The sequence below is a fragment of the Martinezella sp. CNPSo 3732 genome, assembly GCF_057784515.1.
Window position 1 is genome coordinate 42,606 of sequence record NZ_JBXSOO010000013.1, and the last position, 26,140, is coordinate 68,745.

The 26,140-nt window shown below is 60.4% G+C and carries 28 protein-coding genes; 14 read left to right on the forward strand and 14 right to left on the reverse strand.

The features are described from left to right. Positions 1 to 3: 3 nt before the first annotated feature. The 4 genes from AC13RM_RS20250 to AC13RM_RS20265 are packed head-to-tail and all read right to left on the reverse strand — an operon-like array spanning position 4 to position 4,865. On the reverse strand, positions 4 to 2,292 hold the full coding sequence (locus tag AC13RM_RS20250) for a PAS domain-containing hybrid sensor histidine kinase/response regulator (RefSeq protein ID WP_113231855.1): 2,289 nt from the start codon (positions 2,290 to 2,292) through the stop codon (positions 4 to 6). A 55-nt stretch (positions 2,293 to 2,347) separates the two neighbouring features. Beyond that, complete coding sequence (gene lspA / locus AC13RM_RS20255) at positions 2,348 to 2,866, reverse strand: signal peptidase II (RefSeq protein WP_113231854.1); 519 nt, start codon at positions 2,864 to 2,866, stop codon at positions 2,348 to 2,350. Beyond that, positions 2,863 to 3,723 (reverse strand): TrmH family RNA methyltransferase, encoded by an 861-nt coding sequence (locus AC13RM_RS20260; RefSeq protein ID WP_113231853.1) that lies wholly within the window; start codon positions 3,721 to 3,723, stop codon positions 2,863 to 2,865. Before AC13RM_RS20260 ends, lspA begins: the two co-directional genes overlap by 4 nt. Next, entirely contained in the window at positions 3,720 to 4,865 is a 1,146-nt protein-coding gene (locus AC13RM_RS20265) for a class I SAM-dependent methyltransferase (RefSeq protein WP_488555486.1), read from the reverse strand. Before AC13RM_RS20265 ends, AC13RM_RS20260 begins: the two co-directional genes overlap by 4 nt. 115 nt (positions 4,866 to 4,980) lie before the next feature. Between AC13RM_RS20265 and AC13RM_RS20270 the strand changes: the two genes are divergently transcribed. Together AC13RM_RS20270 and AC13RM_RS20275 are read left to right on the forward strand one after the other, a co-directional pair. Next, complete coding sequence (locus tag AC13RM_RS20270) at positions 4,981 to 5,433, forward strand: SRPBCC family protein (protein WP_113231851.1); 453 nt, start codon at positions 4,981 to 4,983, stop codon at positions 5,431 to 5,433. 36 nt (positions 5,434 to 5,469) lie between these two features. After that, positions 5,470 to 5,928: a GNAT family N-acetyltransferase gene (locus AC13RM_RS20275; RefSeq protein ID WP_113231850.1), complete on the forward strand. Its 459-nt coding sequence runs from the start codon at positions 5,470 to 5,472 to the stop codon at positions 5,926 to 5,928. Here the strand turns inward: AC13RM_RS20275 and AC13RM_RS20280 are convergent. The 3 genes from AC13RM_RS20280 to sppA form a co-directional block, all read right to left on the reverse strand. Further along, on the reverse strand, positions 5,920 to 6,252 hold the full coding sequence (locus tag AC13RM_RS20280; protein WP_069611376.1) for a LapA family protein: 333 nt from the start codon (positions 6,250 to 6,252) through the stop codon (positions 5,920 to 5,922). The two genes, AC13RM_RS20275 and AC13RM_RS20280, sit on opposite strands and share 9 nt — an antisense overlap. 167 nt (positions 6,253 to 6,419) lie before the next feature. Further along, positions 6,420 to 6,728, reverse strand: coding sequence for an integration host factor subunit beta (locus tag AC13RM_RS20285; protein ID WP_015338608.1), 309 nt, complete (start codon positions 6,726 to 6,728; stop codon positions 6,420 to 6,422). A gap of 26 nt (positions 6,729 to 6,754) precedes the next feature. Further along, positions 6,755 to 7,711, reverse strand: a complete 957-nt coding sequence (gene sppA, locus AC13RM_RS20290; protein ID WP_113231849.1) for a signal peptide peptidase SppA — start codon at positions 7,709 to 7,711, stop codon at positions 6,755 to 6,757. A 324-nt stretch (positions 7,712 to 8,035) separates the two neighbouring features. On the opposite strand from sppA, the gene lptC reads away from it, so the two are divergent. The 6 genes from lptC (at position 8,036) to ptsN (ending at position 13,330) form a co-directional block, all read left to right on the forward strand. Beyond that, positions 8,036 to 8,722 (forward strand): LPS export ABC transporter periplasmic protein LptC, encoded by a 687-nt coding sequence (gene lptC / locus AC13RM_RS20295; protein ID WP_113231848.1) that lies wholly within the window; start codon positions 8,036 to 8,038, stop codon positions 8,720 to 8,722. Further along, positions 8,719 to 9,372 (forward strand): LptA/OstA family protein, encoded by a 654-nt coding sequence (locus AC13RM_RS20300; protein WP_113231847.1) that lies wholly within the window; start codon positions 8,719 to 8,721, stop codon positions 9,370 to 9,372. The genes lptC and AC13RM_RS20300 overlap by 4 nt, the downstream gene beginning before the upstream one ends. A 36-nt stretch (positions 9,373 to 9,408) precedes the next feature. Beyond that, positions 9,409 to 10,197 carry an LPS export ABC transporter ATP-binding protein gene (gene lptB, locus AC13RM_RS20305; protein WP_208409503.1) on the forward strand — a complete coding sequence of 263 codons (789 nt, stop codon included), beginning with the start codon at positions 9,409 to 9,411 and terminating at the stop codon, positions 10,195 to 10,197. A gap of 194 nt (positions 10,198 to 10,391) precedes the next feature. Next, the gene (gene rpoN / locus AC13RM_RS20310; RefSeq protein WP_113231846.1) at positions 10,392 to 11,951 is read left to right on the forward strand and encodes an RNA polymerase factor sigma-54; all 1,560 of its coding nucleotides are present in this window, start codon (positions 10,392 to 10,394) and stop codon (positions 11,949 to 11,951) included. Positions 11,952 to 12,201: 250 nt separating this feature from the next. Further along, positions 12,202 to 12,777, forward strand: coding sequence for a ribosome hibernation-promoting factor, HPF/YfiA family (gene hpf / locus AC13RM_RS20315; RefSeq protein ID WP_075855429.1), 576 nt, complete (start codon positions 12,202 to 12,204; stop codon positions 12,775 to 12,777). Positions 12,778 to 12,865: 88 nt separating this feature from the next. Next, positions 12,866 to 13,330 carry a PTS IIA-like nitrogen regulatory protein PtsN gene (gene ptsN, locus AC13RM_RS20320; RefSeq protein ID WP_015338601.1) on the forward strand — a complete coding sequence of 155 codons (465 nt, stop codon included), beginning with the start codon at positions 12,866 to 12,868 and terminating at the stop codon, positions 13,328 to 13,330. A 94-nt stretch (positions 13,331 to 13,424) separates the two neighbouring features. Here ptsN and grpE read toward each other — a convergent pair whose 3' ends face one another. Beyond that, positions 13,425 to 14,066, reverse strand: a complete 642-nt coding sequence (gene grpE / locus AC13RM_RS20325; protein WP_374820641.1) for a nucleotide exchange factor GrpE — start codon at positions 14,064 to 14,066, stop codon at positions 13,425 to 13,427. Between the two features lie 214 nt (positions 14,067 to 14,280). Between grpE and AC13RM_RS20330 the strand changes: the two genes are divergently transcribed. After that, positions 14,281 to 14,715 (forward strand): GFA family protein, encoded by a 435-nt coding sequence (locus tag AC13RM_RS20330; protein WP_113231844.1) that lies wholly within the window; start codon positions 14,281 to 14,283, stop codon positions 14,713 to 14,715. 23 nt (positions 14,716 to 14,738) lie between these two features. Here the strand turns inward: AC13RM_RS20330 and hrcA are convergent, their stop codons facing one another. Next, positions 14,739 to 15,827 (reverse strand): heat-inducible transcriptional repressor HrcA, encoded by a 1,089-nt coding sequence (gene hrcA / locus AC13RM_RS20335; protein WP_488555454.1) that lies wholly within the window; start codon positions 15,825 to 15,827, stop codon positions 14,739 to 14,741. A 172-nt stretch (positions 15,828 to 15,999) separates the two neighbouring features. Between hrcA and rph the strand changes: the two genes are divergently transcribed. From rph to hemW, 4 genes are read left to right on the forward strand one after another with little or no spacing between them, the layout of a single operon-like run. Beyond that, positions 16,000 to 16,716, forward strand: coding sequence for a ribonuclease PH (gene rph, locus AC13RM_RS20340; protein ID WP_015338597.1), 717 nt, complete (start codon positions 16,000 to 16,002; stop codon positions 16,714 to 16,716). 11 nt (positions 16,717 to 16,727) lie between these two features. Further along, complete coding sequence (locus tag AC13RM_RS20345) at positions 16,728 to 17,144, forward strand: VOC family protein (RefSeq protein ID WP_374820650.1); 417 nt, start codon at positions 16,728 to 16,730, stop codon at positions 17,142 to 17,144. Positions 17,145 to 17,155: 11 nt separating this feature from the next. Continuing rightward, positions 17,156 to 17,800 (forward strand): RdgB/HAM1 family non-canonical purine NTP pyrophosphatase, encoded by a 645-nt coding sequence (rdgB, locus tag AC13RM_RS20350; RefSeq protein ID WP_374820653.1) that lies wholly within the window; start codon positions 17,156 to 17,158, stop codon positions 17,798 to 17,800. 36 nt (positions 17,801 to 17,836) lie between these two features. Then, positions 17,837 to 19,012 (forward strand): radical SAM family heme chaperone HemW, encoded by a 1,176-nt coding sequence (hemW, locus tag AC13RM_RS20355; protein WP_374820900.1) that lies wholly within the window; start codon positions 17,837 to 17,839, stop codon positions 19,010 to 19,012. 316 nt (positions 19,013 to 19,328) lie between these two features. Here hemW and AC13RM_RS20360 read toward each other — a convergent pair whose 3' ends face one another. Then, positions 19,329 to 20,252: a DMT family transporter gene (locus AC13RM_RS20360; RefSeq protein ID WP_374820656.1), complete on the reverse strand. Its 924-nt coding sequence runs from the start codon at positions 20,250 to 20,252 to the stop codon at positions 19,329 to 19,331. Between the two features lie 153 nt (positions 20,253 to 20,405). On the opposite strand from AC13RM_RS20360, the gene gcvA reads away from it, so the two are divergent. Continuing rightward, on the forward strand, positions 20,406 to 21,302 hold the full coding sequence (gene gcvA / locus AC13RM_RS20365) for a transcriptional regulator GcvA (protein ID WP_374820659.1): 897 nt from the start codon (positions 20,406 to 20,408) through the stop codon (positions 21,300 to 21,302). Between the two features lie 75 nt (positions 21,303 to 21,377). On the opposite strand, the gene dnaA is transcribed toward gcvA, so the two are convergent. The 4 genes from dnaA to mutM form a co-directional block, all read right to left on the reverse strand. Continuing rightward, positions 21,378 to 22,931, reverse strand: a complete 1,554-nt coding sequence (dnaA, locus tag AC13RM_RS20370; protein WP_113231839.1) for a chromosomal replication initiator protein DnaA — start codon at positions 22,929 to 22,931, stop codon at positions 21,378 to 21,380. 872 nt (positions 22,932 to 23,803) lie between these two features. After that, positions 23,804 to 24,079, reverse strand: a complete 276-nt coding sequence (rpsT, locus tag AC13RM_RS20375) for a 30S ribosomal protein S20 (RefSeq protein ID WP_004108374.1) — start codon at positions 24,077 to 24,079, stop codon at positions 23,804 to 23,806. 192 nt (positions 24,080 to 24,271) lie between these two features. Then, entirely contained in the window at positions 24,272 to 25,045 is a 774-nt protein-coding gene (locus AC13RM_RS20380) for an enoyl-CoA hydratase (protein WP_113231838.1), read from the reverse strand. 54 nt (positions 25,046 to 25,099) lie between these two features. After that, positions 25,100 to 25,990, reverse strand: coding sequence for a bifunctional DNA-formamidopyrimidine glycosylase/DNA-(apurinic or apyrimidinic site) lyase (gene mutM / locus AC13RM_RS20385; RefSeq protein WP_374820664.1), 891 nt, complete (start codon positions 25,988 to 25,990; stop codon positions 25,100 to 25,102). Between the last annotated feature and the right edge of the window lie 150 nt (positions 25,991 to 26,140).

Consider the following 26,140-nt stretch of genomic DNA (forward strand, 5'->3'; position numbering starts at 1 on the left):
TTTCTAGGCGCGTTCGAAGACCGACCTCGACAGGCCGCGTAACGCGGTCGTCAGCTTTTCGGGGTCGACCGGCTTGACGATGACGGCATCAGCCCCGGCCAGCAGTGCTTGGCGACGGATCGAATCGCGGCTGTCCGCGGTCAGCACAATGATTGGAAGCGGCGGCAGGCCATGCCTGCGCTCATGAGCCCGCAATTGGGCAAGCGCAGCCGCGCCCGTACCGCCCGGCATGTTGAAATCCGTCACCAGCACCTCCGGCCGCGCTTCGCCGTCTTCGGTGCGGGCTCGAAGACCGTCGAAATCCTCGACGAGGCGAACCCTGTGACCAGCCTTGGAGAGCATGGCCCGAACCAGCATCGCATTAACCGGGTCATCCTCGCCCAGCAGAATATCGAGCGGGCGGTCTTCCTCCGTCTCGGGCGTCGTAATGCCGATCTCCGAGACGGCCTCGATCAAGGCTTCGCGCCTTTCCATGCCGCGCATGCGGCCTCTGAGCACATCGATCAGCGATTGCTCGCGCAGCGGCCGGATGAGCCAGGCGTCGAAAAGGTCCAGCGGATGAGTGTTGCGCTCCTCGGGATTGACCAGGAAGATCTTGCGCAGTCTCGGCACCGCAAGCGCATTTCCCTCGCTGAAGTACCAGGGCGCCATGCGATGGTCGACGATGAGATCCGTCCAGACCCCGCCCTCGCCCATCGGAAACGAAGGCAGCAAGTCATCCATGTCGCCCGGGCCGATCAGCCGGCAATAACCGCCAAGGGTCTGGATGGTTCGCATGATGGCCGTGCTTGCCGCACCTTCGGGAGCAAGCAGCAGGATACGGGATCCCCTGAGCATGGTATTGCGCCGGTCGTTTCCGTTCTCTCCGGCAACCAGGCCGACTGGGAAGGAGATGACGAACTCGCTGCCCTTACCGCGCTCGCTGGCGACGCTGAGCCCACCGCCGAATTCGCGCAGGATGCGGGCGGAGATTGCAAGGCCAAGGCCGGTGCCGGCGCTTCGTTCCACCGTGGTGCCGGCCTGCTCGAACTCCCCGAAGACGCGGGCTTGTTCTTCCTCGGTCATGCCGGGACCGCTGTCGCGCACCGATATCGTCAAATCCCGGCCGCTGAGGTCGACGCTGACAAGAACACCTCCGGTCTGGGTGAATTTCACCGCGTTGCCGATGACATTGAACAGGATCTGGCGCAACCGAGCGGGATCGAACTCCAAGTTCTCCGGAACATCGGCCGCAACGCTTGCAGCGATCTCTATGCCCTTTTCATGGGCGCGATGGGCGAGCATCTCGATGACGCCTTCCAGCAGCGGCCGTAAAGCCTCCGTACGCGGATGCAACTGAAAGCGACCGACTTCGATCGTGGAGAAATCGAGGAGATCTTCGACCAGCTGCACCAGTGCATGACCCGACTGGCGAATGCCAGTCAGGTAATTTGCCTGCTCCAAAGTCAACGGCGTCTGGGCGAGCAGATGGTTCATGCCGAGAATGCCCGACAGCGGCGTACGGATCTCATGGCTGACGGTGGCGAGCAGCCGCGATTTGGCGGCACTGTTGTATTCGGCCTTCAGCCGCGCATCTTCGCGCAGGCGGGCCGTCTGCCGCTCTTCGGTCACGTCGCGCGCGATGCTCTGTATGCGTAATTGCCCGGTCGCCGCATCGCGGAACATGACATCATGCCAGGCGAAGATGCGCCGGCCCTCGGGTGTCGCAATTTCCGCGTCCTGATGTTTCGCATCGGTGACGGCGCGGAATACGAGGCCAGCCTCCTCCAGCGTCAGGCCCTCGGGGTGCGACCTGCCGGTCAATCTGCTGAAGGTGGCGTTGGCATGCAGAATCCGGCGGTCGATGCTGCGCGTGACCGCGATGTCGCCAAGCGCATCATGGACGGTGGCAAGGAGGCTGGTACTCTCCTTGTGCTCCCATAGGCGGTCGTGATCGCTCTCGCTGAAATCGGCGGCGACAATCTCTGGCTCGCGCGCAGCGCCCCGGGTTTTGCCGATGCCGACGGCTGCGAGCGCAAGGGCGGCGAGGCCAAGAAAGCCTACAAGCAGCAGAGGACCCCCGGCAAAGCCGATCGCAAGAAAAGCGACCCCAGCCACAAGACCGCCGCCATTCAGCCAATGGCTTTGCAGCCACCAGGCTTGCGCAGACAGCGCCGTGTGCTGGCCTGCCTCACGCGGCACGGTCGATTTTGCAAGCGACGATTCGTCGGCGACCGGCCCTTCGATCGGTCCCGTTTGGTCGTGAACTGCCGCCGCAGCAAGCTTTTCCTGCAAATCTGCCAGAGTGCTCATGCAGTCTGGCTAACATGGGCATTCTTCCCGATGCCTTCAGGGATTCGCTAGAATTTTAAGCTTTTGCCTTTTTCGGCATGAGAAGCTCGTCGAGAATGACGCAGCCCGCACCGACGGTGATGAAACTGTCGGCAAGATTGAAAACGGCGAAAGACCAAGTCTGCGTATGGAACAGGATATAGTCGATCACGTGACCGTAGAGAAAGCGATCGAGCAGATTGCCGAGTGCGCCGGCAATGATCAGGGCAAAGCCCGTATGCGCGAGCCAGCGATGATCGGGCGTGCGCCGCCAGAGCCACAGCACGAAGGCGACGATGACGAGACGCATCCCGACGATGAACCAGCCGTCCATGCCCGAGAGCATCGAGAAGGCCACGCCGAGATTATAGGTGCGATAGAGCGCCAGCATCGGAATGACCGGCACCATCTCCTGCAGCGGCAGCCAGTTGTCGACCATGATCTTGATGGCCTGGTCGAGTATGACTGCAACGACGATAAAAATCAGTATCGGCAGGGGCCGTGAAAACAGGGCCGGCTTTGCAGTCCGCTGTTCGTGGGTCTCGCTCTCGGTCATCGGGTCTCGCTCAAGGTCAGGATATGGCGGCGGGCTTCGAACAGCATGACTGCCGTCGCGACCGCCAGATTGAGGCTGTCGGCGCGGCCGGCCTGCGGGATGCGGGCGAGCGCATCGGCCTCTTTCGCCAGGGCATCCGGCAAGCCGGACTGCTCGTTGCCCATCAGGATGACGACGGGCTTCTTTTTGTAATCGATGGTGCGATAGTCCACCGCGCCAGCCAGATGGGTGGCAACAACGGAAACCTCAGCCTTCTTCTTCCAGGCCAGAAACTCCTCCGGCGTCGCTTTGACGACGGGTACGGCAAAGACCGAGCCCATGGTGGCGCGTACGGTTTCCAGCGAAAAGGGATCGGTCGTCTCACCGACGAGGATGACGCCGGAAGCGCCGGCCGCGTCGGCGGTGCGGATGATGGTGCCGAGATTGCCGGGATCGCGCACCCGGTCGAGCGCCACCCATGTTTCGCCCGTCTTCGGCTTGACGTCGCGAAGCTGTCGCCAGCGCTGCTCGAAGACGCCGACCACCATCTGCGGATTGTCGCGGCGGGTGATGGAGCCGATGACCTTTTCGCTGACCTCCAGGACCAGCCCGCCGGCCGCGACCGTCTTGGCGGCCACCTGTTCGACGAGAGGCTTGCCCTTGGCGGCCTTGGCATAAACAAGCGTACGGATCGTCCAGCCGAGTTCGAGCGCGTCGATGACGAGCTTTAGGCCCTCCGCCAGGAAGGCGCCGCTTTCCTCACGGGATTTCTTGACCGTCAGCGCCTTGATGTCCTTGACGATCGGATTGGCAAGCGAGGTGACCTCCTTGACCTGTCCGACCTTGCGTGGGCCATCATTGCGGAAATCCTGGTTCATTTCGGCACCCAGCGGCTGAAGAGAGAGGTGGAAAGCGCCCTGCCCGGCGTGCGGCCATCAAGGCCGGCTTCGCGGATCACGAGTTCGCCGGATTCGACCACGCCGCCGGCGCCGCGCATGGTCTCGCGCATCAGCTCATGGATCGAATAGAAGCTGGCGCGGATCGAATAGGCCGTCAGCACGAGGCCGAGCGCTTTCGGCGACAGGATTTCGCGGCAAATATCGAGCATCAGCGGCAGATGCTCGAACAGGTGCCAGACCTCGCCGTTCGGGCCACGGCCGAATTTCGGCGGGTCGGTGAGGATGATATCGTATTTGTTGCCGCGCCGCTCTTCACGGAGGATGAACTTCATCGCATCCTCGCAGATCCAGCGGATCGGCAGTTTTTCCATGCGGCCCAAAGCCTGATTTTCGCGCGCCCAGCCGATCGCCTTCTTCGAGGCGTCGACATGCGTCACTTCTGCGCCGGCTGCTGCCGCCACCAGCGACGCCACGCCGGTATAACCGAAGAGGTTCAGGACCTTCAACGGTCGTTTCGCCGCCTCGACCTGCTCCTTCATCCAGGCCCAATGCACGATCTGCTCCGGAAAGACCCCGACATGTCGGAAGGCGGTAAAGCGGCCGAGGAAATCGACGCCGAGCAATTGCAGCGGCCAGGTCTCGCCGAGCGCTTCGCGCGGAAAACGCCAGCGGCCCATGCCGTCCTCATCGGTATCGCCGGTGAAGATCGCATCGGCATTGTCCCAGATATGTGCGGCAAGCGACGGCGGCCACAGCGCCTGTGCCTCAGGCCGGACGATGCGGTAGGGACCGTATTGCTCGAGCTTGAGGCCATTGCCGCTGTCGATCAGGTGGAAATCGCCGGCACCGAGCGATTCCAGGATAACTGGCACGCGCTCCGGCGGACGCTCTCCGGTTCGGGCGATCAGCGGGCGTTCGGGTGCGGCGGCGGCAGGTGCTGCAGCACGCGGCTCGGCAACACGCTCGCCATGATCGCGCGGAGGCTTGGCATCACGCAAAGGCTTGGCTGGCCTTGAAGCATGCGCGGGTTTTGCCGACGGCTTGCCGGGCATATCACGCCGGGGTTTTGCCCCGAGACCGCCCGCACTTTTCTGGCCGGGCCGGCTTTCCCTATGTTTCACCATGCTTGTCTCAAAATTGATATGTGCGTGCAAATAGCATCTGGCCGCCACTTGGCAAAGCGCTTTCCGATCTGCGATGATCCATGCACAAAATGTCACATTGGGAGGATTGCGCATGGACATGACCGGCGAGGAGCGGATCGCAGCACCCAGGGACGCCGTATGGGCGGCGCTGAACGATCCGGAGATCCTCAAGCAATGTATTCCGGGCTGCCAAAGCCTGGAAAAGGTCTCACCGACGGAACTGACCGCGACCGTAAAGCTGAAGATCGGCCCGGTTTCGGCCTCCTTCAATGGCGAGGTCAAGCTTTCCAACATCAATGCGCCGGAAAGCTATACGATCTCGGGCGAAGGAAAGGGCGGCATTGCCGGCTTTGCCAAGGGCGGCGCGGACGTCATATTGAAGGAAGACGGCAACGAAACGATCCTGCAATATGAGGCGAAGGCGCAGGTCGGCGGCAAGATTGCACAGCTCGGCTCCCGCCTGGTCGATTCCAGCGCCCAAAAGCTGGCGCAGCAGTTTTTCGCCGATTTCACCGCTGCCATCAACGGCCAGGCAAACGCCTGATTGCCGGGGGAATATTTCCGCCCCATATAGTCGATCATGACATCGAAATTCGAGACCTGGGCCATTCGGCCTGCACGCGAACAGGATATGCAGCAGCTTGCGGAGATCTATCTCCGCGTCCGTTGCGAAACGTTCCTATGGGTCGATCCCGGCCATTTCACCTTCGAGGATTTCGCCATTCATACCAATGGCGAACGCCTGTTCGTCTGCGAGGACGAGCATGGTGCGATTGTCGGCTTTGCCGCGATCTGGGAGCCGGATGACTTCATCCATATGCTTTATGTGCTGCCGGCCTTCCAGGGCCGCGGCGCCGGCAAGGCGCTGCTTACCAGCCTGCCGGATTGGCCTCGGCGCCGCTACCGACTGAAATGCCTGGTCAAAAACATTCGCGCCATGGCCTTCTATAGGGAACTCGGCTTCGAGATCATCGGCGACGGCGCCTCGCCGGAGGGCGATTATAAAGAGATGCGGCTCGCCGACCTCACGTCACTTTGATGGCAGCTGCCCGGCGATTTCTTCGGCGCGCGTGCGATGCTTATCGGCTTCGGCCTGCCAGCGCACCGCTTCCCGCGATTGATTGCGGGCACGTTTGCGATGCTTTCCCTGATTGAACCAAGTGACCGCGGCCCCGACGATCATACCGAGGATCAGCGCCACAAACAGCAAAACGAACAGGGGCGCATTCAGCGACAGCACCTGATCTTCCGGTCGGAACGGATTGAGGGCCAATGTCACCGATTGCCTATTGGCGACGCAAAATATGATGAGAATGATGCCGAGCGGCAGCAATATCAGCAGATTGACAATCTTTTTGGCCATCGCGCAGCTCCTTTGTCCGCGGCCATGAGTGCCACGCACCCAAGCCGCCTTCAGCCGCAGAATAGAAAAGAGGCGGCTGAATTCAAGTGCCACCGCGTCGCGGCACAATCATGTCCGACGACTATTTCCGTCGGCGCATCGGGGGAAACTCGGCCGGAATGGCCCGATCAGTTGTCGTCTTCCTCGTCGTCGCCGGCGCCGGGATTCAGGCGCTCGCGCAATTCCTTGCCCGTCTTGAAGAAGGGAACCCATTTTTCTTCGACGAAGACCGTATCCCCCGTGCGCGGGTTGCGACCAGAGCGCGAAGGCCGGTTCTTGACGGAAAAAGCGCCGAAACCGCGAAGCTCAACCCGGTTTCCCGCAGCGAGTGCATCGGTGATCTCATCCAAGACAGCATTGACGATATTTTCGACATCGCGGTGATAGAGATGCGGGTTGCGGGCGGCAACAATCTGCACCAGTTCCGACTTGATCACAGCTATCCCCTTAAATCATTGATTTATCAATTGGCTGCACCCTGCCAAACAGAAAGCAGGCCGTCAAGAAACAACTTATCGGTCATGATTTTCTGGAGACTCTCTCCTTTAATAAAATCATCATAACCGAGACGATTTAGCAACCAGGAAGCGGCACCCGGCCAAAAGAAGGATGAAGTTTTGTCTTCCGGCTTCCAATCGACGATCGGCAGGTCCTTTTTGACCTTGCGTGTTTCGAGATAGGCAAGGATTTCGTCCTCGCCGCCGAGCGTGTCGATCAGCTTGTTCTGCAGCGCCTGACGGCCGGTGAAGATGCTGCCGTCGGCAAGCTTCAGCACCTCGTCGCGCGAAAGCTTGCGACGCTCCGCCACCAGATCGACGAACCAGCCATAGCTGTCCATGACCATGCTGCGGATCATGTTCTTGGCGTCTTCGCTTGCGGGATGGAACGGCGAGGGTTCGGCCTTCAGTGGCGCCGACTTGATCTCGTCCAGCGAAACGCCGACCTTGTCGAGCAGGTCCTTGACCTGCGGATACTGGAAGATGACGCCGATCGACCCGGTAATGGAGGTATCGCCCGCAACGATATCGTCGCCGGCTGTCGCGATCATGTAGCCGGCCGAGGCAGCGACGGTGCGGATGTCCGATACGACCGGCTTCTTGGCGGCCACGGCGCGGATCGCCTTGAAGATGCGCTCGCCGCCATAGGTCGTTCCGCCCGTCGACGAGATCGAGACGATCAACGCTTTGACCTGGTCATTGTCGCGGATCTTCTTCAGCCGCTCCAGCAGCTCCGTATCGTCCTGGATGAGCCCGGAAATCTTGACGCGGGCGATCTGCGGACCGCGCGCATCCGGTAGATCGGCGGAGACGAAGCGATAAAACGCAAAGCCCAATGCCACAAGGAGCAAAACGGCAACAATGCGCCAGAAACCGAGCTTGCGGCGCAATTGTCGCCGATCCGCGATTGCAGAACTGTCCATCACGCCTTATTTCTCCCTGCAACAAATTGAAAGCGCTACAAACCGGATGTATGACACCTTGAAACGGGCACAATCCTTAGAGAAAAGCGTTTCCCGTTTTCGATGTCGTCGGCGGGACGTCGCTCTGTCGTTCATCAGATAGGACATCGCCCGAGCTGATGAAACCGGCCTATGGCATATTTTTCTGCTAAAATTCGCCCACAGCAGGAAAAAATCCATATTGGCAAGCCAGTGCAATAATGCGAAACGATCCGATAGGCTTTTTGGCACAGCCTCGCATAGCGTGAATGCGGTTCTCCGGATCATAGAAGACGGACCTGTTGCATGCTCAACACGATCGAGTCCCCCGGCGAGGCAATACGCTCGGTGCCGGAACGGAACGCGTATAAAGACGCGATTTTCCACTCTAACCGCGTAAAGCGGCTCAGGGTGCTGCTGCCGCTTGCCGCCGTCATCATTTCGCTCCTCTTCATTGCGGTCTCTGTCATCCGCGCCTATCTGCCGGCAAATATCCAGATCGAGGGCGCCAAGATCGAGGATGGCAAGGTCGTCATGGAACGCCCCGCCATTGCCGGCCGCAACAAGGACGGTATCAACTACTCGCTGCTTGCCGAAAAAGCGCTTCAGGATATCAAGAATCCCAACATGATCACGCTCAAGACCATCAAGGCATCCATGCCGGTCAATACCGACGTGATCGCCCATGTTACGGCCGCGAGCGCGGATTTCGACCGCCAGGCCGATACACTGAAGCTGACCGAACCCTTTACCATCCTGATGGACAATGGGCTGCACGCCGAATTCAAGACCGCCTTCCTGGATGTGAAGAAGGGTGACCTTTCCAGCCAGGACGAGGTTGCCATCACCCGCGGTGGTATGTCGGTTGTTGCGCGTTCGCTCAAGATGACGGATAAGGGAAGCGTAATCGAATTCGACGGGCAGGTTCGGATGAACATCGAACCTGCCGCTCTCCATAATTCAGATAGCCAACAGAAGCCGGGCGGTTCATGATAAAGTATTGGCCTAATTCAATTTTCAATTCCGGCTTGCGCAAGGCCGGCCTTCTCTGCGCTTTTGGCGCAGTCGCCTTCTTTGCAGCCGGGAACGCCGGCGCGCAGTCGACGACCAGCTCGATGCCGGGTCTGGCCCTCTCCAAGGATCAGCCGATCCAGATCGAAAGCGACAAGCTCGAGATCCATGATCAGGAAAGCCAGGCCGTCTTTACCGGCAACGTCAAGGTGGTCCAGGGCACCACGACCATGCAGGCCGGCAAGATGACGGTTTTCTACAAGAAGAAGCAGGCAGGGGATGCCAAGCAGCCCGACAATCCGGTCGCCAAGGCTGCCAAGGAGCAGAACCAGTCGCTCGTGTCGGGCGATGCCAACATCGACCACATTCTGGTCACCGACAAGGTCTACCTCGTTTCCGGGACGCAGACGGCGACGGCGGAGGACGGCTCCTTCGACATGGCCAACCAGCTTGCGATCCTCAAGGGCAAGAAGGTGGTTCTGACCGACGGACCGAATGTTTTTACTGGCTGCCAGCTCACCGTGCATATGGCGACGGGTGAAGCGCAGCTGGATTCCTGTGGCGGTCGCGTCCAGATTCAGCTCGATCCGAAGTCGCAGCAAGTGCAGCAACAACAACAAAAGAAAAACTGATACCGGCCCCTCGTGACGACATCGACCACTTCCACCCTGCCCGGCGTGCCCGGGCCGTCTTCTGCGGCATCCAGCGCACCGGCCGCGGACAAGGCACGCTATAAGGGCACGCTGATCGCCCGTGGCCTCACCAAGACCTACCGGACGCGACGTGTCGTCAACGGTGTTTCGTTGGTGGTGCGTCGCGGCGAGGCAGTCGGACTGCTCGGGCCGAACGGCGCCGGCAAGACGACCTGTTTCTACATGATCACCGGGCTGGTGCCGGTCGATGAAGGCACGATCGAGATCGACGGCAACAACGTCACGTCGATGCCGATGTACCGCCGTGCGCGGCTCGGCGTCGGCTACCTGCCGCAGGAGGCCTCGATCTTCCGCGGCCTGACCGTGGAAGAAAACATCCGCGCCGTGCTCGAAGTCCACGAAAGGGACAAGACGAAGCGGGAGCGCAAGATCGACGAATTGCTGGAGGAGTTCCACATTCGCAATCTGCGCAGCGTGCCGGCGATCGCGCTTTCGGGCGGCGAGCGGCGACGCCTGGAAATCGCCCGCGCGCTGGCGACGGATCCGACCTTCATGCTGCTCGACGAACCTTTTGCCGGTGTCGACCCGATTTCGGTCGCCGACATTCAGAACCTCGTGCATCACCTGACGGCACGCGGGATCGGCGTCTTGATCACGGACCACAATGTCCGCGAGACACTCGGCCTGATCGACCGCGCCTACATCATCCATGCCGGCGAGGTGCTCACTCACGGCAGGGCAAACGATATCGTCAGCAATCCCGAAGTACGCAAGCTGTATCTGGGTGACAATTTCAGCCTGTGATAGGCTGAAATTACACCGCTTGATCTGCTAATATTATCGAAAGCAGCCGCGCGCCGGAAATTTACTTCCGCTCCACAGTTCCACTTGACCAAATCCAATAAAAAAGCAATTTTTGGGCCAGTTGGAATTTCGCGAGAATTTTAGTGATAAAGGCGCGGATTCCCGAGGAGTTCAAGGGGAGTCCCGCGTCCGCTATGGCACTATCGGCCAATCTTTTCCTGCGCCAAAGCCAGAGCCTGGTGATGACACCGCAACTGATGCAATCCATCCAGTTGCTGCAGATGACCCATTTCGAGCTTACGCAATTCATCGCGCAGGAAGTCGAAAAGAATCCGCTGCTGGAATTTGCGTCAAATGACGAGGATATAGGCAGCGGCGGCGATCGCGAGGCCAAGGACGAACGCTTCGAGACCATGGAAGAAGCCCATGGCGAGGATGGTTCCGAACGCAATGCCGGCGATCTGGCGAGCGATTGGTACGAGAGCGATAATACTGGCAACGCCAACCGGCTGAGCGACGAGCTCGACACCAATTTCCGCGACGTCTTTCCCGATGACGGCAACCCGCAGCGCGCCGATGCGCCGGAGCTGCTCAGCCAGTGGAAATCCATGCCTGGCGGCGAGGCCGGTGAAGGCTACGATCTGGACGATTTCGTCGCAGGCCAGGTGTCGCTGCGCGATCACCTCAACGAGCAAATCCCCTTCTCGCTTCCCGCCATGGGCGACCGGCTGATCGCCCAGCATCTCGTCGACCAGCTCGACGACTGTGGTTATCTGCGCGGTGAACTCGGTGAGACGGCCGAACGCCTCGGTGCGACGCTTGCCGACGTCGAGCGCGTGCTGGAGACCCTACAGCAACTCGATCCGCCGGGCGTCTTTGCCCGCTCCCTCAGCGAATGCCTGGCAATCCAGCTCCGACAGAAGGATCGCTTCGATCCTGCTATGGAGCGGCTGATCGAAAATCTCGAGCTGCTTGCCCGGCGCGATTTCGCCACGCTGAAGCGGCTCTGCGGCGTCGATGAGGAAGACCTGCTCGACATGATGGCGGAAATCCGCCAGCTCAACCCCAAGCCCGGCAGCGGCTTCGAGACAGAGATATCGGAGGCGATCATGCCCGATATCGTCGTGCGACCCGCCGCGGACGGGAGCTGGCTAGTAGAACTCAACCCCGATGCGCTGCCGCGGGTATTGGTGAGCCAGTCCTATTTCGCATCCGTTTCCAAGACCAGCCAGGACCATGCCTTCCTGTCGGAATGCCTGCAGAACGCCAATTGGCTGACCCGCAGCCTGGACCAGCGCGCCAAGACGATCATGAAGGTGGCAAGCGAGATCGTGCGGCAACAGGACGCATTCCTGCTGCATGGCGTCGACCATCTGCGGCCGCTCAATCTGAAAACCGTGGCGGACGCCATCAAAATGCATGAATCGACGGTTAGCCGCGTGACCTCGAACAAGTATATGCTGACGCCGCGCGGGCTGTTCGAACTCAAATATTTCTTCACGGTTTCGATTGGCGCCGTCGAGGGCGGAGACAGCCATTCCGCCGAGGCCGTTCGCCATAAGATCCGCCTGCTGATCAACAGCGAGAGCCCGGATGCGGTCCTCTCCGACGACGATATCGTCGATACGCTGAAGAAGGGCGGGATAGAGTTAGCTCGCCGCACGGTTGCAAAGTACCGTGAAGCCATGAACATCCCCTCTTCCGTGCAACGGCGCCGGGAGAAGCGGGCTCTAGCCAAAGTTTCTGGTTTCTGACGGCCGGCGCCCTTCAACCACAGGATGCTAAACTCCTAACGGTCCGTTAAGATGCAGTTGACTTTCGTATGAGGCAGGGCTAGAAGCCCGCCGCAATCGCTGCAGGACAGCACGACCATGAAACTTATCCCCACCATCCAAAAGGCGGTCGATATACGCAATTTGCCTTTGACTGCGTGAAGTGCTTGGATGAGCTTGAGGCTTGGCGTAAACTGATACGCGCAATAACCACTACAAGAAGGGAAACTCCATGAGTGTGCGTGTCTCCGGTAAACATATGGAAATTGGCGACTCCTTCCGTCAGCGGATTGAGGACCAGATCGGTATGGCCGTGACCAAATACTTCGACGGGGGGTATTCAGGTCAGGTAACTGTACACAAGTCCAGCTCGCGCTTCGCGGCCGATTGCAAGCTTCACCTCGATAGCGGTGTCGTGTTGCATGCTGCCGGCGAAGCCATGGACCCGCAGCTTGCTTTCGACGCTGCGTCCGAGCGCATCGAAAAGCGCCTGCGCCGTTACAAACGCAAACTCAAGGACCATCAGGCTGGCAACCATGTGAACGGTCAGGCGGAAGTTGCCTATACCGTCATGGACGGCGTTCCCGATGACGACGAGGAGATTCCTGCCGACTTCGCGCCGGCGATCGTCGCAGAGAGCACGAAACAATTGAAGACCATGTCCGTGGCGACCGCCGTGATGGCGCTCGATATGACCGACGAGCCGCTGCTGCTCTTCCGCAGCCCCGGCAACGAACACTTGAACATCGTCTACCGCCGTCAGGACGGCAACATTGGCTGGATCGACGCAGCCAATATCAAAGGCTGAGAATAGAAGATAAGCGGCGGCTGCGCATCATCGCAGCTGGCCGCCGCTTGCCCGTCATCGGTTCTCGGCGACACGAAGGATAAAGAGAATGGCATTGGCAGATTTGCTACAGCAAGATGCGATCATCCCCGCCTTGAAGGCAAATTCCAAAAAACAACTGCTTCAGGAGCTGGCCGCCAAAGCCTCCAAGCTCACCGGACTGCCCGAGCGCGAAATCTTCGACGTCGTGCTGCAGCGCGAGCGCCTGGGCTCCACCGGCGTCGGAAACGGCATCGCCATTCCGCACGGCAAGCTTGCCAGCATCAAGTCCATCGCCGGCATTTTCGCGCGCCTTGAAGCGCCTGTCGATTTCGAGGCTCTGGACGACCAGCCCGTCGATCTCGTCTTCCTGCTGCTCGCACCCGAAGGTGCCGGTGCAGACCACCTGAAGGCGCTCTCGCGCATCGCCCGCGTCCTGCGGGACCAGGATCTCGTCGCCAAGCTCCGCGCCACCGATTCCGCCTCAGCCATCTACGCCTTCCTCAACGAGGAGCAGGCATCCAACGCTGCCTAACCGCTTGAATTGCACCGGACCAAGGCAAAAATAAGAGCCGGATGATCCGAGATCGTCCGGCTCTCTTCTTTTATTGGCGTTGCCCGAAAGAGGATCAGGCGTCTTTCTCGTCCAGGGGGCTGTTGGCGCCTTGCTCGGCATTTTCCACGATCTTCGGGCCGCCCTTGGCAACGCCGACCATGGCCGGGCGCAGAACGCGGTCGCCGATGGCGAAACCTGCCTGCACGACCTGAACGACCGTGTTGTTCGGCACCTCGGGATTGGGCACTTCGAACATGGCCTGGTGGAAATTGGGGTCGAACTTCTGTCCGATCGGTTCGAGCTGGCGCACGCCGTGACGCTCGAGAGCCGACAGCATCGAACGCTCGGTCATCTCGACACCTTCGATCAGCGTCTGAAGGCCGACATCGGCACCGGCGCGTGCTTCTGCCGGAATGGCATCCAGCGTGCGGCGCAGATTGTCTGCCACCGAGAGCATGTCGCGGGCGAAGCTTGCCACGGAATAGGACTTTGCGTCCTTCACATCGCGCTCGGTGCGGCGACGGAGGTTGTCCATCTCGGCAGCGAGGCGAAGGTAGCGATCACGCAGTTCGCCGTTCTCGGCCTTCAGCAGCTCAACCGGATCTGGCTGCGACGGCTCAGCCGCATCAATGGTTTCCGCTGCATCCTGCGCGAAATCCGCTGACGTGTCAGCCGCCGTGGCGTCAGGTCCGGTTTTTGTTGTTTCGTCGGTCATGACGGTCTCCGAATTGCTTGGTCTTTGGATGTGCCCGATATCGAGGTTTGGCCGGAAAAAATCAAGGCTTTGTCGAGAAGAACAGCCAATTTGCGGCTTTGCGACGGCGGCAATACCTCTCCCTGCTCATGGCTGCCGCTTGTGACATCGACTGTTCAGCCCTCCTCGCCGGTGGTATTCTGAAATGCATCTCAGCACAGCGGGGGTGACATCAATGTCTAATGGCAAATCCCTTTCAGGCAAGTGTTTCTGTGGCGCGGTGGAAATCGCAGTCGATGGCGAGCCAATGGCGATGGGTTACTGTCATTGTGACTCCTGCCGGGAATGGTCGGCAGGGCCGGTCAATGCCTTCTCGCTCTGGCCGCCGGAAGCCGTGCACGTCACCAAAGGCACGGACAAAATCGGCAGCTACCAGAAGACCGAGAAGAGCGTGCGCAAGTGGTGCACGGTCTGCGGCGGCCATCTTCTGACGGAACATCCGCCGTGGGGCGTGACCGATGTCTACGCGGCCGTCCTTCCCGGCCTCGATTTTCAGCCGGGCGTGCATGTCAACTACGAGACGACGGTGCTGCATCTGAAGGACGGGCTGCCGAAGCAGAAGGATTTACCAGCCGAAATGGGCGGATCGGGAACCTTGCTTCCCGATTGACGGTTATCGTCAGATCGCTTTTCTCACATTCCAGGCCGCGACAGTCTGGAGATCAGCTGCGCGGTATAATCGACCATGGGCACGATGCGGGCGTAGTTCAGCCGCGTCGGGCCGATAACGCCGACAGCACCGACGATGCGATCATCATCATCGCGATAGGGCGCAACGATCAACGAAGAGCCGGACAGCGAGAAGAGCTTGTTTTCCGAGCCGATGAAGATGCGCACACCCGGTCCGCTTTCGGCGAGATTGAGAATCTCGATCAGGCTGTCCTTCTTCTCGAGATCGTCAAAAAGCAGGCGCAGACGATCCAGATCCTCCGCGCCGCCGATTTCGGCAAGCAGGTTGGAATGGCCGCGCACGATGAGCTGCGTCGGCTTGCCGTCGTCATCGCCGCCGGACCAGACGGCAATGCCGCGCTCGACCAGCTGATGGGAGAGGCTGTCCAGCTCCTGGCGCACGCTTTCCTTGAGGCTCTGCAACTGCCGTCGCAGTTCCGGCATCGTCTGGCCGGTCATATGGGCGTTGAGGAAATTGGCGGCTTCCATGAGCTGCGACGAGGTCGTCCCGGCCGGTAGTTCGATGATGCGGTTTTCGACCTGATCGTGCTCGCCGACGAGCACGGCGAGCGCCTTGGTCGGCTCCAGCCGGATGAATTCCACATGCTTGAGAACGGGATCGCTCTTGGAGGTGATGACGAGACCGGCGCCGCGCGAGATGCCCGATAGGACCCGGCTTGCCTCCGACATCATCGATTCCACCGGCTGATCGCGATTGCTGCCGCGCACCTGCCGGTCGATACTGGCGCGGTCCTCGGCAGAGAGATCGCCGACCTGCATGAAGGCATCGACGAAGAAGCGCAGGCCGACCTGGGTCGGCAAGCGCCCGGCGCTCACATGCGGCGAATAGATGAGTCCTAGCTCTTCCAGATCGCTCATGACGTTGCGCACGGAAGCCGGCGACAGCGACATGGGCAAGAGGCGCGAGAGATTACGCGACCCCAGCGGCTCGCCGTTTTCAAGATAGCCTTCGACGATGCGACGGAAGATTTCCTTGGAGCGTTCGTCCAGTGCAGCAATGACATCCGAGACCGACGATGTCGTGAATACCATTTCGCTGTCAGATCCATTCCGTTGAGCCTTAGGCAAAATATAATCATTCAGTTAGCAATGGCAAAAGGGAAAAATGTCGCCAAGTCTGCCGAGGGGCTTTGCAGCCTGCTTTTCCTTTGCAAAAGCGGCCTGTGGGTCGTAGAAGCGGTCAACGAACATTCAGGAGAGTGGAATGCGGCCTTCAGGCAGAAAAACCGACCAGATGCGCAAGGTGTCGTTCGAGCGCAATTTTTCCAAGCATGCGGAAGGCTCCTGCCTGGTGAAATTCGGCGATACGCATGTGCTCTGCACGGCAAGCCTGGAAGACAAGACACCGCCATGGCTGCGCAACAGCGGCAAGGGCTGGGTCACGGCCGAATACGGCATGCTGCCGCGCGCGACCGGCGAGCGCATGAAGCGCGAGGCTGCCGCCGGCAAGCAGGGCGGCCGCACACAGGAAATCCAGCGCCTCATCGGCCGGTCGCTGCGCGCTGTCGTCGATCTCAAGGAACTCGGCGAGCGCCAGATCACCGTCGACTGCGACGTCATCCAGGCCGATGGCGGTACGCGCACAGCCTCGATCACCGGTGGCTGGATCGCGCTTTACGACTGCCTGAAGTGGATGGAAAGCCGCAACATGGTGAAGGTCGAGCGCGTGCTGAAGGATCACATCGCCGCTATCTCCTGCGGCATCTTCGCCGATCAGCCTGTCATCGATCTCGACTATCTTGAGGATTCTTCGGCCGAGACCGACGCCAATTTCGTCATGACGGGCAAGGGCGGCATCGTCGAGATCCAGGGAACGGCTGAGGGTGCCCCCTTCAGCGAAGAGGAATTCGCCACGCTGATGCATCTGGCCAAGAACGGCATTGCCGAACTGGTGGAGCTGCAGAAGCAGGCTATCGCCTGAGGATATTTTGAATGGCTGACCCGGCCCTCGCAGGCGTCCTTGAAACCGCACTCTATGCGGACGATCTCGATGCAGCCGAGGCCTTTTATGGCGGCATACTCGGATTGCAGAAGATCTCGCGCGGCGGCAACCGTCATGTCTTCTATCGCTGCGGACCGGGCGTATTGCTGATCTTCAACAGCGAAGAAACGGTCAAGGCGCATGAGCCGGGTTCCCTGCCCGTGCCGCCGCATGGGACCAAGGGGCATGGTCACGTCTGCTTCCGCGTCGATGGCAATGATATCGAGGCCATGGCCGAAAGGCTGAAGGCGGCCGGTGTCGATATCGAAGCCGATTTTCACTGGCCGAATGGCGGCCGTTCGATCTATTTCCGCGATCCGGCCGACAACAGCCTGGAATGCGCCGAACCCCGTATCTGGGGCCTATGACAGGACAACACATGCGCAAGCTCGACACCAAGACCATTGTCGTCGCCAGCCACAATGCCGGCAAGATCCAGGAAATCCGCGATCTGATCGGTCCGCTCGGCTTTGCCGCCAAGTCCGCCGCCGATCTGAACTTCATCGAGCCGGACGAGACGGGCACGACTTTCGAGGAAAATGCTGCGATCAAGGCACTTGCGTCCGCCAACGCTTCCGGTCTGCCGGCACTCTCGGACGATTCCGGCCTGGTGATCGATGCGCTCGGCGGCGATCCCGGCGTCTATACCGCCAATTGGGCCGAAACGGCTGACGGCACGCGTGACTTCGCCATGGCGATGCAGAAGGTCGAAACCGCCCTGGAAAAGGCCGGTGCCAACACCTCGGAGAGCCGGACGGCTCGCTTCGTCAGCGTGCTATGCCTCGCCTGGCCGGACGGGCATACCGAGCTTTTCCGCGGCGAAGTGGAAGGCACGGTCGTCTGGCCGCCGCGCGGCACCCAGGGCTTCGGCTACGACCCGGTCTTCCAGCCCAAGGGATACGAGACCACATTCGGCGAAATGAGTGCCGAGCAGAAGCATGGCTGGAAGCCCGGCGACGAGCAGGCGCTCTCGCATCGCGCCCGCGCCTTCAAGATCTTTGTCGAAACCTGCCTGGAGGCGTAAGCTAACCCCGTGGAAATCGTGGACACACAGGATCTGATGCGCGGGGCGCAATTGCTGCCCGATACCGGCGAACCCGGTTTCGGCGTCTATGTGCATTGGCCCTTTTGCGCGGCAAAGTGTCCCTACTGCGATTTCAACAGCCATGTCCGCCATCAGCCTGTCGATCAGGAGCGTTTCGCCGCCGCCTTTTTGAAGGAAATGGCGACGATGCGGATGATCAGCGGCCCTAAAACCGTGACCAGCGTCTTCCTCGGCGGCGGTACGCCGTCGCTGATGAAGCCCGAGACGGTGGGCGCGATCCTCGATGGCATTGCCAAGACCTGGCATGTGCCTGACGGCATCGAGATCACCATGGAGGCCAATCCGTCGAGCGTCGAGGCAGAGCGCTTTCGAGGCTACCGCGCCGCCGGGGTCAATCGCGTATCGATGGGCGTGCAGGCGCTCAACGACCGCGACCTGAAATTCCTCGGCCGACTGCACAATGTCGAGGATGCGCTGAAGGCAATCAGACTGGCGCGCGAGATTTTTCCGCGCATGTCCTTCGACCTCATCTATGCCCGCCCAAACCAGACCGTCGAGGAGTGGGAACGCGAGCTGAAAGAGGCGATCTCCTATGCGGTCGATCATCTCTCGCTCTATCAGCTGACGATCGAGGAAGGCACGCCCTTCTATGGCCTGCACAAGGCCGGCAAGCTGATCGTGCCCGATGGCGATCAATCGGCGCTGCTCTATGAGGCGACGCAGGAGATTACCGAGCGTGAGGGCATGCCGGCCTATGAGGTTTCCAATCACGCGCGTCCCGGCGCCGAGAGCCGGCACAACCTCACCTATTGGCGCTATGGCGACTATGCCGGCATAGGTCCCGGCGCCCATGGCCGCCTGACGCGTGGCCCACAGAAGCTGGCGACGGCCACCGAACGCAAGCCGGAGAGCTGGCTCGAGATGGTCGAGCGCGACGGCCACGGCATGATTGACCAGGAAATGCTTGACTTCGACGAACAGGCCGACGAATTGCTGCTGATGGGCTTGCGGCTGCGGGAGGGCGTGGATCTCGCTCGCTGGCAGCAGCTGTCCGGGCGCGATCCCGATCCGCAGCGCGAGGCGTTTTTACTGGAACACGGTTTCATAGAACGGATCGGTAATTCCCGCTTGCGCTGCACGCCGGCGGGAATGCTGGTTCTCGACTCGGTCGTCGCCGATCTCGCTTGCTGACTATCCCCTCCTTGAGGGCAAGGCTATCGCATATGAGCTGAAATCGCGGCCACCCCCTTCTCCCCTCGGGGAGAAGGTGCCGTCAGGCGGATGAGGGGGTGCCCGCCAAGACTACGAAAATCCATGAATTCAAATCGATAGCCCCCTCATCCGACCCTTCGGGCCACCTTCTCCCCAAGGGGAGAAGGAATTTCCGGTGCCGATCCACCCCATAGGCGATACCCCTGCCCTTGAGGGGAGGTCGCCGCAAAGCGGGGGGTGATCCCCGTGTGTGCGATGATGTTCCGGTTCTTGCCGACATCACCCCACCCCGGCACTACGTGCCGACCCTCCTCCTCAAGGGGCGGGTAAGTAAGCGCCCATCGATTGCGGCAAGGCCGACCGCGATCAGCGCCATGCCGATGAAATGTTTCGGCTGCAGGCTTTCGCCGAGGATGAGCGCGCCGAGCAGGATTGCGCTGACGGGGATCAGGAAAGTCACCAGCATCAGGTTGGTGGCGCCGGCCGTCGCCAGGATGCGGAAGAACAGCATATAGGCGATGGCGGTCGACAGGATGGCCAGGCCGGCGAGCGCCAGCCAGGTCTCGGTGGACGGCATTGCCAGCGCCCAGGGGCGATCGACGAAGAGCGCGATCGGCAGAAGCATTATCGCCGAGCCCGTCACCTGGCCGGCGGCGGGAATGATCGGCGCCAGCCCCATACGGCGGAAACGGCGGCCGAATATGCCAGCCAGCGAGTAGCTGAAGGCGGCACCCAGTACGGCAAGCTGCGCCAGCACGTTGGAACCGAGGCTTGCCAGCACCGACGGGCCGATCATCAGGGCGACGCCGGCAAAGCCGACGATGACGCCGATCAGGCGATTGCCGGTCATCTTCTCATCCTCGGTCAGGAAATGGGCGACCACGACAGCAAAGAGCGGCGTGGTGGCATTGAGGATGGATGCGAGGCCGCTGGCGATATGGGTCTGTCCCCATACGATCAGCAGGAAGGGAATGACATTATTGAGGAAGCCCATGCCGAAGAAGGCGAGCCAGGTCTGGCGGTCTTTCGGCATGGCATGGCCGGTGGCGCGTACGATGACATGCAAGGCAATGGCGGCGAGCGCGACGCGTGCGGTGACGATGGTGAAGGGCGGCAGTTCGCGCACCAGAATGCCGTTGAACAGGAAAGAGCCGCCCCACAGGATGGACAGACCCACCAGCATGCCCCACTCGACCGCGCCCATGGATTTCTGTGCCATCTGACCATCTCCAGCATCAGCTGATTGAGTTTTACTTATTGGTGGCCAACCGCGACAATTGCCAACCATCGCCATTGCTGGAATAATCTCGCTATATCGAGCCTCTGGCAAACGAGTCTTTTTCAAATCATGGTTTAGCTGAGCTCAATCATCATGGATCAACTGCCATCCCTTTCGGCGCTGCGCGCCTTCGAAGCCTCCGCCCGGCATCTCAGCATGACACTGGCGGCAAATGAGCTGCATGTGACGCCGGGCGCCATCAGCCTTCAGATCCGCGACCTCGAAAGCGCGCTCGGCGTGCGCCTTTTCGAGCGGCGAGCCCGCAGCCTGGCGCTGACGAGTGAAGGCGCTGAATATTTCGCGACGATGCGAACGGCATTCCGCCTTATCCGCGAAGCAACTTCGGCGCTGGCCATGCGCGCCAAGGATACGGTGCTGACCCTTACCTGCACAGCCGGCTTTGCCACGCACTGGCTGGTGCCGCGGCTGCGACGCTTCGAAGAGGCCCATCCCGATATTGATCTGCGCATCAGCGCCTCCTACCGCATGATGGATTTCCAGCGGGATGGGATCGATATCGCCATTCGCCACGGTCTCGGCGGCTACGAGGGGCTGGCGAGCGAGAGATTTCTCGATGACGAATATGTTCCGGTCTGTACGCCGGAGATGGCGGCCGCACTCGGCCCCTCCCCCGCGGTTGACGATCTCGCCACCCTGACGTTGATCCATGATGTCTACCGGCGTGACTGGGAGCTCTGGCTGAAGGCGGTCGGGGCAACGCGGGTGGATGCCATGCATGGGCCGGTCTTCACCGACGGCATGGGCGCCTACCACGCCATGAAGGCTGGCCTTGGCATTGCGCTGATGCGCCGCTCCTTCGTGGAGCAGGAACTGGCGGATGGCACGCTCGTTGCGCCCTTCCCGACCGGATTTGCAAGCGCGCTTGCCTATCACCTTGTCTATCAACCCGGTGCACTCGAAAGGCCGGCGATCGCGGCGCTGCGCGCCTGGCTATTTTCCGAGGTATCACGCGCGACGCCGCCGACCTAAAGCGCTTGGAGCGCAAAAAGAAACGGCCGGCGATCAAGCCGGCCGTGGACGATGTGATGAATGCTGACGCTCAGCTTACTCGTTGATGAGGCGCTTCAGCAGCTCGATCTCGTGCGACAGCTTGCTGTCACCGGAGATCAGTTCCTCGATCTTACGCACCGCATGCAGCACAGTCGTATGATCGCGGCCACCGAAGCGGCGGCCGATTTCCGGGAAGGAACGCGGCGTCAGCGTCTTCGACAGATACATGGCGATCTGGCGCGGCTTGACGATGACGCGCGTGCGACGGTTCGAGACCAGTTCCTGACGCGAGACATTATAGTGGCGAGCAACGATGCGCTGGATGTCCTCGATGCGGACGCGGCGCGGTTCGCCGGAGCCGACCAGATGCGCCAGCAGCTCGTCGACGCGCTCGACCGTCAGGTTCGGCTCGAAGGAGCGACGGAAGATGAGCTGGTTGAAGGCTCCTTCCAGCTCGCGGCCGCTGGCAGTCACGTTGCGGGCGACATGCGAGAGAAGCTCAGCCGGGATCTCCAGCGAAGGATCGTCCTGGCGGGCAGCATCGAGACGGCGCTTGAGGATCTCAAGACGCATCTCATAGTCCGGCGCCTCGACTTCGATCGCCACGCCGCCCTGCAGGCGCGAACGCACCCGCGGATCGAGCGATTCCAGCTCCCAAGGCGCGCGATCGGCGGCGACAACGACCTGCTTGGCGCTGTCGAGCAGCATGTTCAAGAGGTGGCAGAATTCGTGCTGGATCATCTTGCCCTGCAGGAACTGCATGTCGTCGATGATGAGCAGGTCGATATTGCGCAGCGAGTCCTTCAGCGTGAGTGCGTCATTGTCGCGGATCGCGGTTGCGAAGCGCCACATGAAGTATTCCGCCGTCAGATAAACGACACGCAGGCCGCGCGGGTTCTGTACCGCCGCATTGGCGATCGCCTGCAGCAGATGCGTCTTGCCGAGGCCGACCGTCGCATGGACGAAGAGCGGGTTGAAGCGCACGGCGCCGGAGCCAGCTTCGGCGATGGTCTTCGCAGCGGCCAGGCTGACACGGTTCGAGCTGCCTTCGACAAAGGTGTCGAAGGTGAAGCGGGAATCGAGCGGAGAGCCGAAGAGCGGCGTACCCGCCGTTGCAGGCCGCGCAGCCGCAGCCGCACTCACGGCCTGGGCAACGACTTGCCCAGCGGGCTGGGCGACGGCACGACGGATCGGTGCGACAGCCGCCTGATCCGGCACCGCCGGCTGCTGTTCATCGGCGCTTGGCTTCGTGCCCTGACGGGTCGCGGTGCGCACCAGAATTTCGACTTTGAGAATCTCGGCATCCTCAGCCTGGTACAGGCTGGTGATGAGATCGAGATAGCGATTGTTGATCCAGGACTTAAGAAATGTCGTCGGGACCGTGAGACGAACAACGCTCTTCGATACCGAATGAAGCTTGAGCCGCGCAAACCAGCTGGCATAGACATCGGGTCCGACCTGAGCCTTCAAGCGCGCGCTGACGCGCTCGAACAAATTACTTTGCGCCACGTCGCCCTTTTCCCCCGCCGCTTCTAAGCAAACCGCACCGAACGCCTGCGCATTGTCCCCATTTTCCAACGCACCCGTCGCCCTCGTATGTATCTGCATATAGTGCCGCCTTCCACAGTCTCTTTATAGGGCGGGAGCAGATCACTGCCGCCCTTGGTTCTTCGCCATGGCATGACGATCACGCTCGTTGTCCCAAGCTGCGCCGCATACCGGTTCATCAGCCACGCCCGGCCAGCGGGCTTTACAGGAACACTGTGGCAAAAACCGCTCTTTAAAGCAGTCTTCGTCCCGGCGTCTGTAACCGGAGCATCAATCGGCCCTCGTACTCCGACTGACCGCTCCAATGGCTGTCAATTTTTCTCCCCTCCCCGCAGCCGCGCCAATGATTTGGGCCGCAAAGGACAGACAAGCTTCCTCGTTCCGCAAGCGTCGCCGCTTCCGGTTCTTACTCGTCAACTGTTTGAAAAAACGGAACTGAACCGCTCCGTCACAAGAGACAAAACCACCTCCACCGCCATACGTAACGGTGTTTGCCGAAGCCGTTTAAGGTGAAATCCGCGCCCCTTGTTGAAATCCATTTAGGCAGGATCGAAGGCAGATATCAACGATGAATTTTACACAAAATTAAGAGGCGGCCATTGACTCCGGAGGCCATTTTTGACTGTCACAAGCCCTTCAAAAAAGAATCGCTGTTGAATCAAAGAGATTCCTATCGAACGCGATTCCCACAGCTTTCAAAAGAAAAAAAATAAAAAATCCCTTGACTCAGTTGTGAGCCGGCAATGCGTCATGCAGATCACCCAGCGCTGGGATATCCTGTCGCAAGCCTTTGTTTTCAAAGGCATATTTCTGTCACGTCAATGACATGAACGGCCGGCCATTTTTGGCAATGCGGCATTTTTTTGGCCGAATCCAAAAAGCCCGGCGCGAGGGCCGGGCTTAACTCTAACGATTAAATCGTTAACGAAAGATTACGCGGTCGGGGCCGAAAGAGCCTTCACACGCTTGGCAAGACGCGAAACCTTGCGGGAAGCGGTGTTGGCGTGAAGCACGCCCTTGGTGGCTGCGCGAGCCAGTTCCGGCTGAGCAGCAACGAAAGCTGCCTTTGCGCGATCTGCATCACCCGATGCGATGGCTTCTTCGACCTGGCGAACGAACGTGCGAACGCGCGAGCGACGAGCCTTGTTGACATCGGTGCGGCGGGCGATCTTGCGGGTCGCTTTTTTCGCCGAGGTAGTATTGGCCATGTATGCCTCTCTTAGAATTCGAACAAAACTCCATCGTTGCGGCGTAGGCCCCATGGCCACTTCATCCAGCAATGCGGGAGCAATTGCGGAAAACCAGAGCGGCTTTCCAAACTGTGGCGGGCATATAACCGGAATGAGCCGCGGCGTCAACGCGGATTCTCGCCAAACCCGCGTAATTCCTGAATCCCGGCCTTAGCGGTTCTTGAAGGCTGGCTTGCGCTTCTCGACGAAGGCCGCCATGCCCTCCTTCTGATCCTCTGTGGCAAACAGGCTATGGAACAGGCGGCGCTCGAAGCGCAACCCCTCCTCGAGCGTGGTTTCGAAAGCGCGGTTGACCGCTTCCTTGGCCATCAGTACCGAAGGACGAGAATGAGAGGCGATTTTAGCGGCGGCGGCCAGCGCTTCGTCCAAGAGCTTGTCTGCCGGCACGACGCGCGCCACGAGGCCTGAACGCTCCGCCTCTGCCGCATCCATCATCCGACCCGTCAATACAAGATCCATCGCCTTCGCCTTGCCGACCGCGCGCGTGAGACGCTGTGAGCCGCCCATGCCGGGAATGACGCCGAGCGTAATTTCCGGCTGGCCGAATTTGGCGGTCTCCGAGGCGATGATGAAATCGCACATCATCGCCACCTCGCAGCCGCCGCCGAGCGCGAAGCCGCTCACCGCCGCGATGACAGGCTTGCGGGCATTGGCGATCTCGGCCCAGCCGCTGAAGAAGTCATTCTTATAAGCGTCGACGAAATCGAGCGATTGCATTTCCTTGATGTCGGCGCCGGCAGCAAAGGCCTTTTCCGAACCGGTGAGCACGATCGCACCGATGGCATCGTCAAGATGAAGAGCGGCATAGGCTTGCTTCAGCTCGGACAGGACCGTTGAATTCAGCGCATTCAGCGCCTGCGGCCGATTGATCCGGATGAGGCCGACAGCCCCATGTGTTTCGACGATGAGGGTTTCGTAAGCCACTTCTCTCTCCCTTTAAGTCAGCTCTGGCCCTTTAAATCAGCTTTGGCCCTTCACTCAGTCTTGGCAGGAAGCGCAGTAGAAAGAAGAGCGCCCCGCCTGGACGATGCGACTGACCGTACCGCTGCAGCCGGGCGTACTGCAAGGCTGGCTTTCACGATCATAGACAGAAAAGGAATGCTGGAAATAGCCGAGCGAGCCGTCCGTCTGGATATGATCACGCAGCGACGAGCCGCCAGCGGCGATCGCATCGGCAATGACCTCGCGGATCGCTTCGACCAGCACCAGCAGCGCTTCCGTCGGTTTGCCCGTATCCGCAACCAGCGTGCCGGCGGCGCGCAATGGCGACAGGTGGGAGCGCCACAGCGCCTCGCACACATATATATTGCCGAGACCGGCGATGTTCTTCTGGTCCAGCAGCGCGCTCTTCAGCGGCTGCGCCTTGCCGGCAAAACGCTTAGCCAGGTAATCGGCATCGAGCTCATTGCCGGTGGGTTCCGGGCCGAGGTCGCGGAAGAAGGGGTGACTCACCATGTCGGTCCGTCTAACAATGTCCATAAAGCCGAAGCGACGTGGGTCATTATAGATGACGCGCGCCTCGCCGCTTGTGCCCTCCAGATGGAAGAGGACATGATCGTGCTTCTCGTCCTTGGAGCGGGGGTGATGGAATTCGCCCGACGCTTGTGCCTCCCGACCGGCCTCGACCCGAAACGAGCCGGACATGCCGAGATGCGCGACGATCGTCTTGCCATCGTCGAGATCGATCAGTAGGTATTTGGCACGGCGCGACAGCGACGCGATGCCGCGGCCCGAAACGGCTTGCACGAAATCGGCCGGGAAAGGAAAGCGCAGATCGTTGCGGCGCAGCTCCAGTTCCTTCAGAACGGCACCTTCCATGGTAGGCGCAAGGCCCCGTCTGACAGTTTCGACCTCTGGTAATTCCGGCATGGCTATCCATCTTTATGTTTCAACCGCTTATGATCTGAGCTATAGCCCAAGGCATTGCGGCTGGTGATCTGGCTGATGAGATAGCGTGGCAAACGCGATTTCGCTATGGTCCGCCGCTGAATACTGCATAATTCCTTAGATCGGAATCGA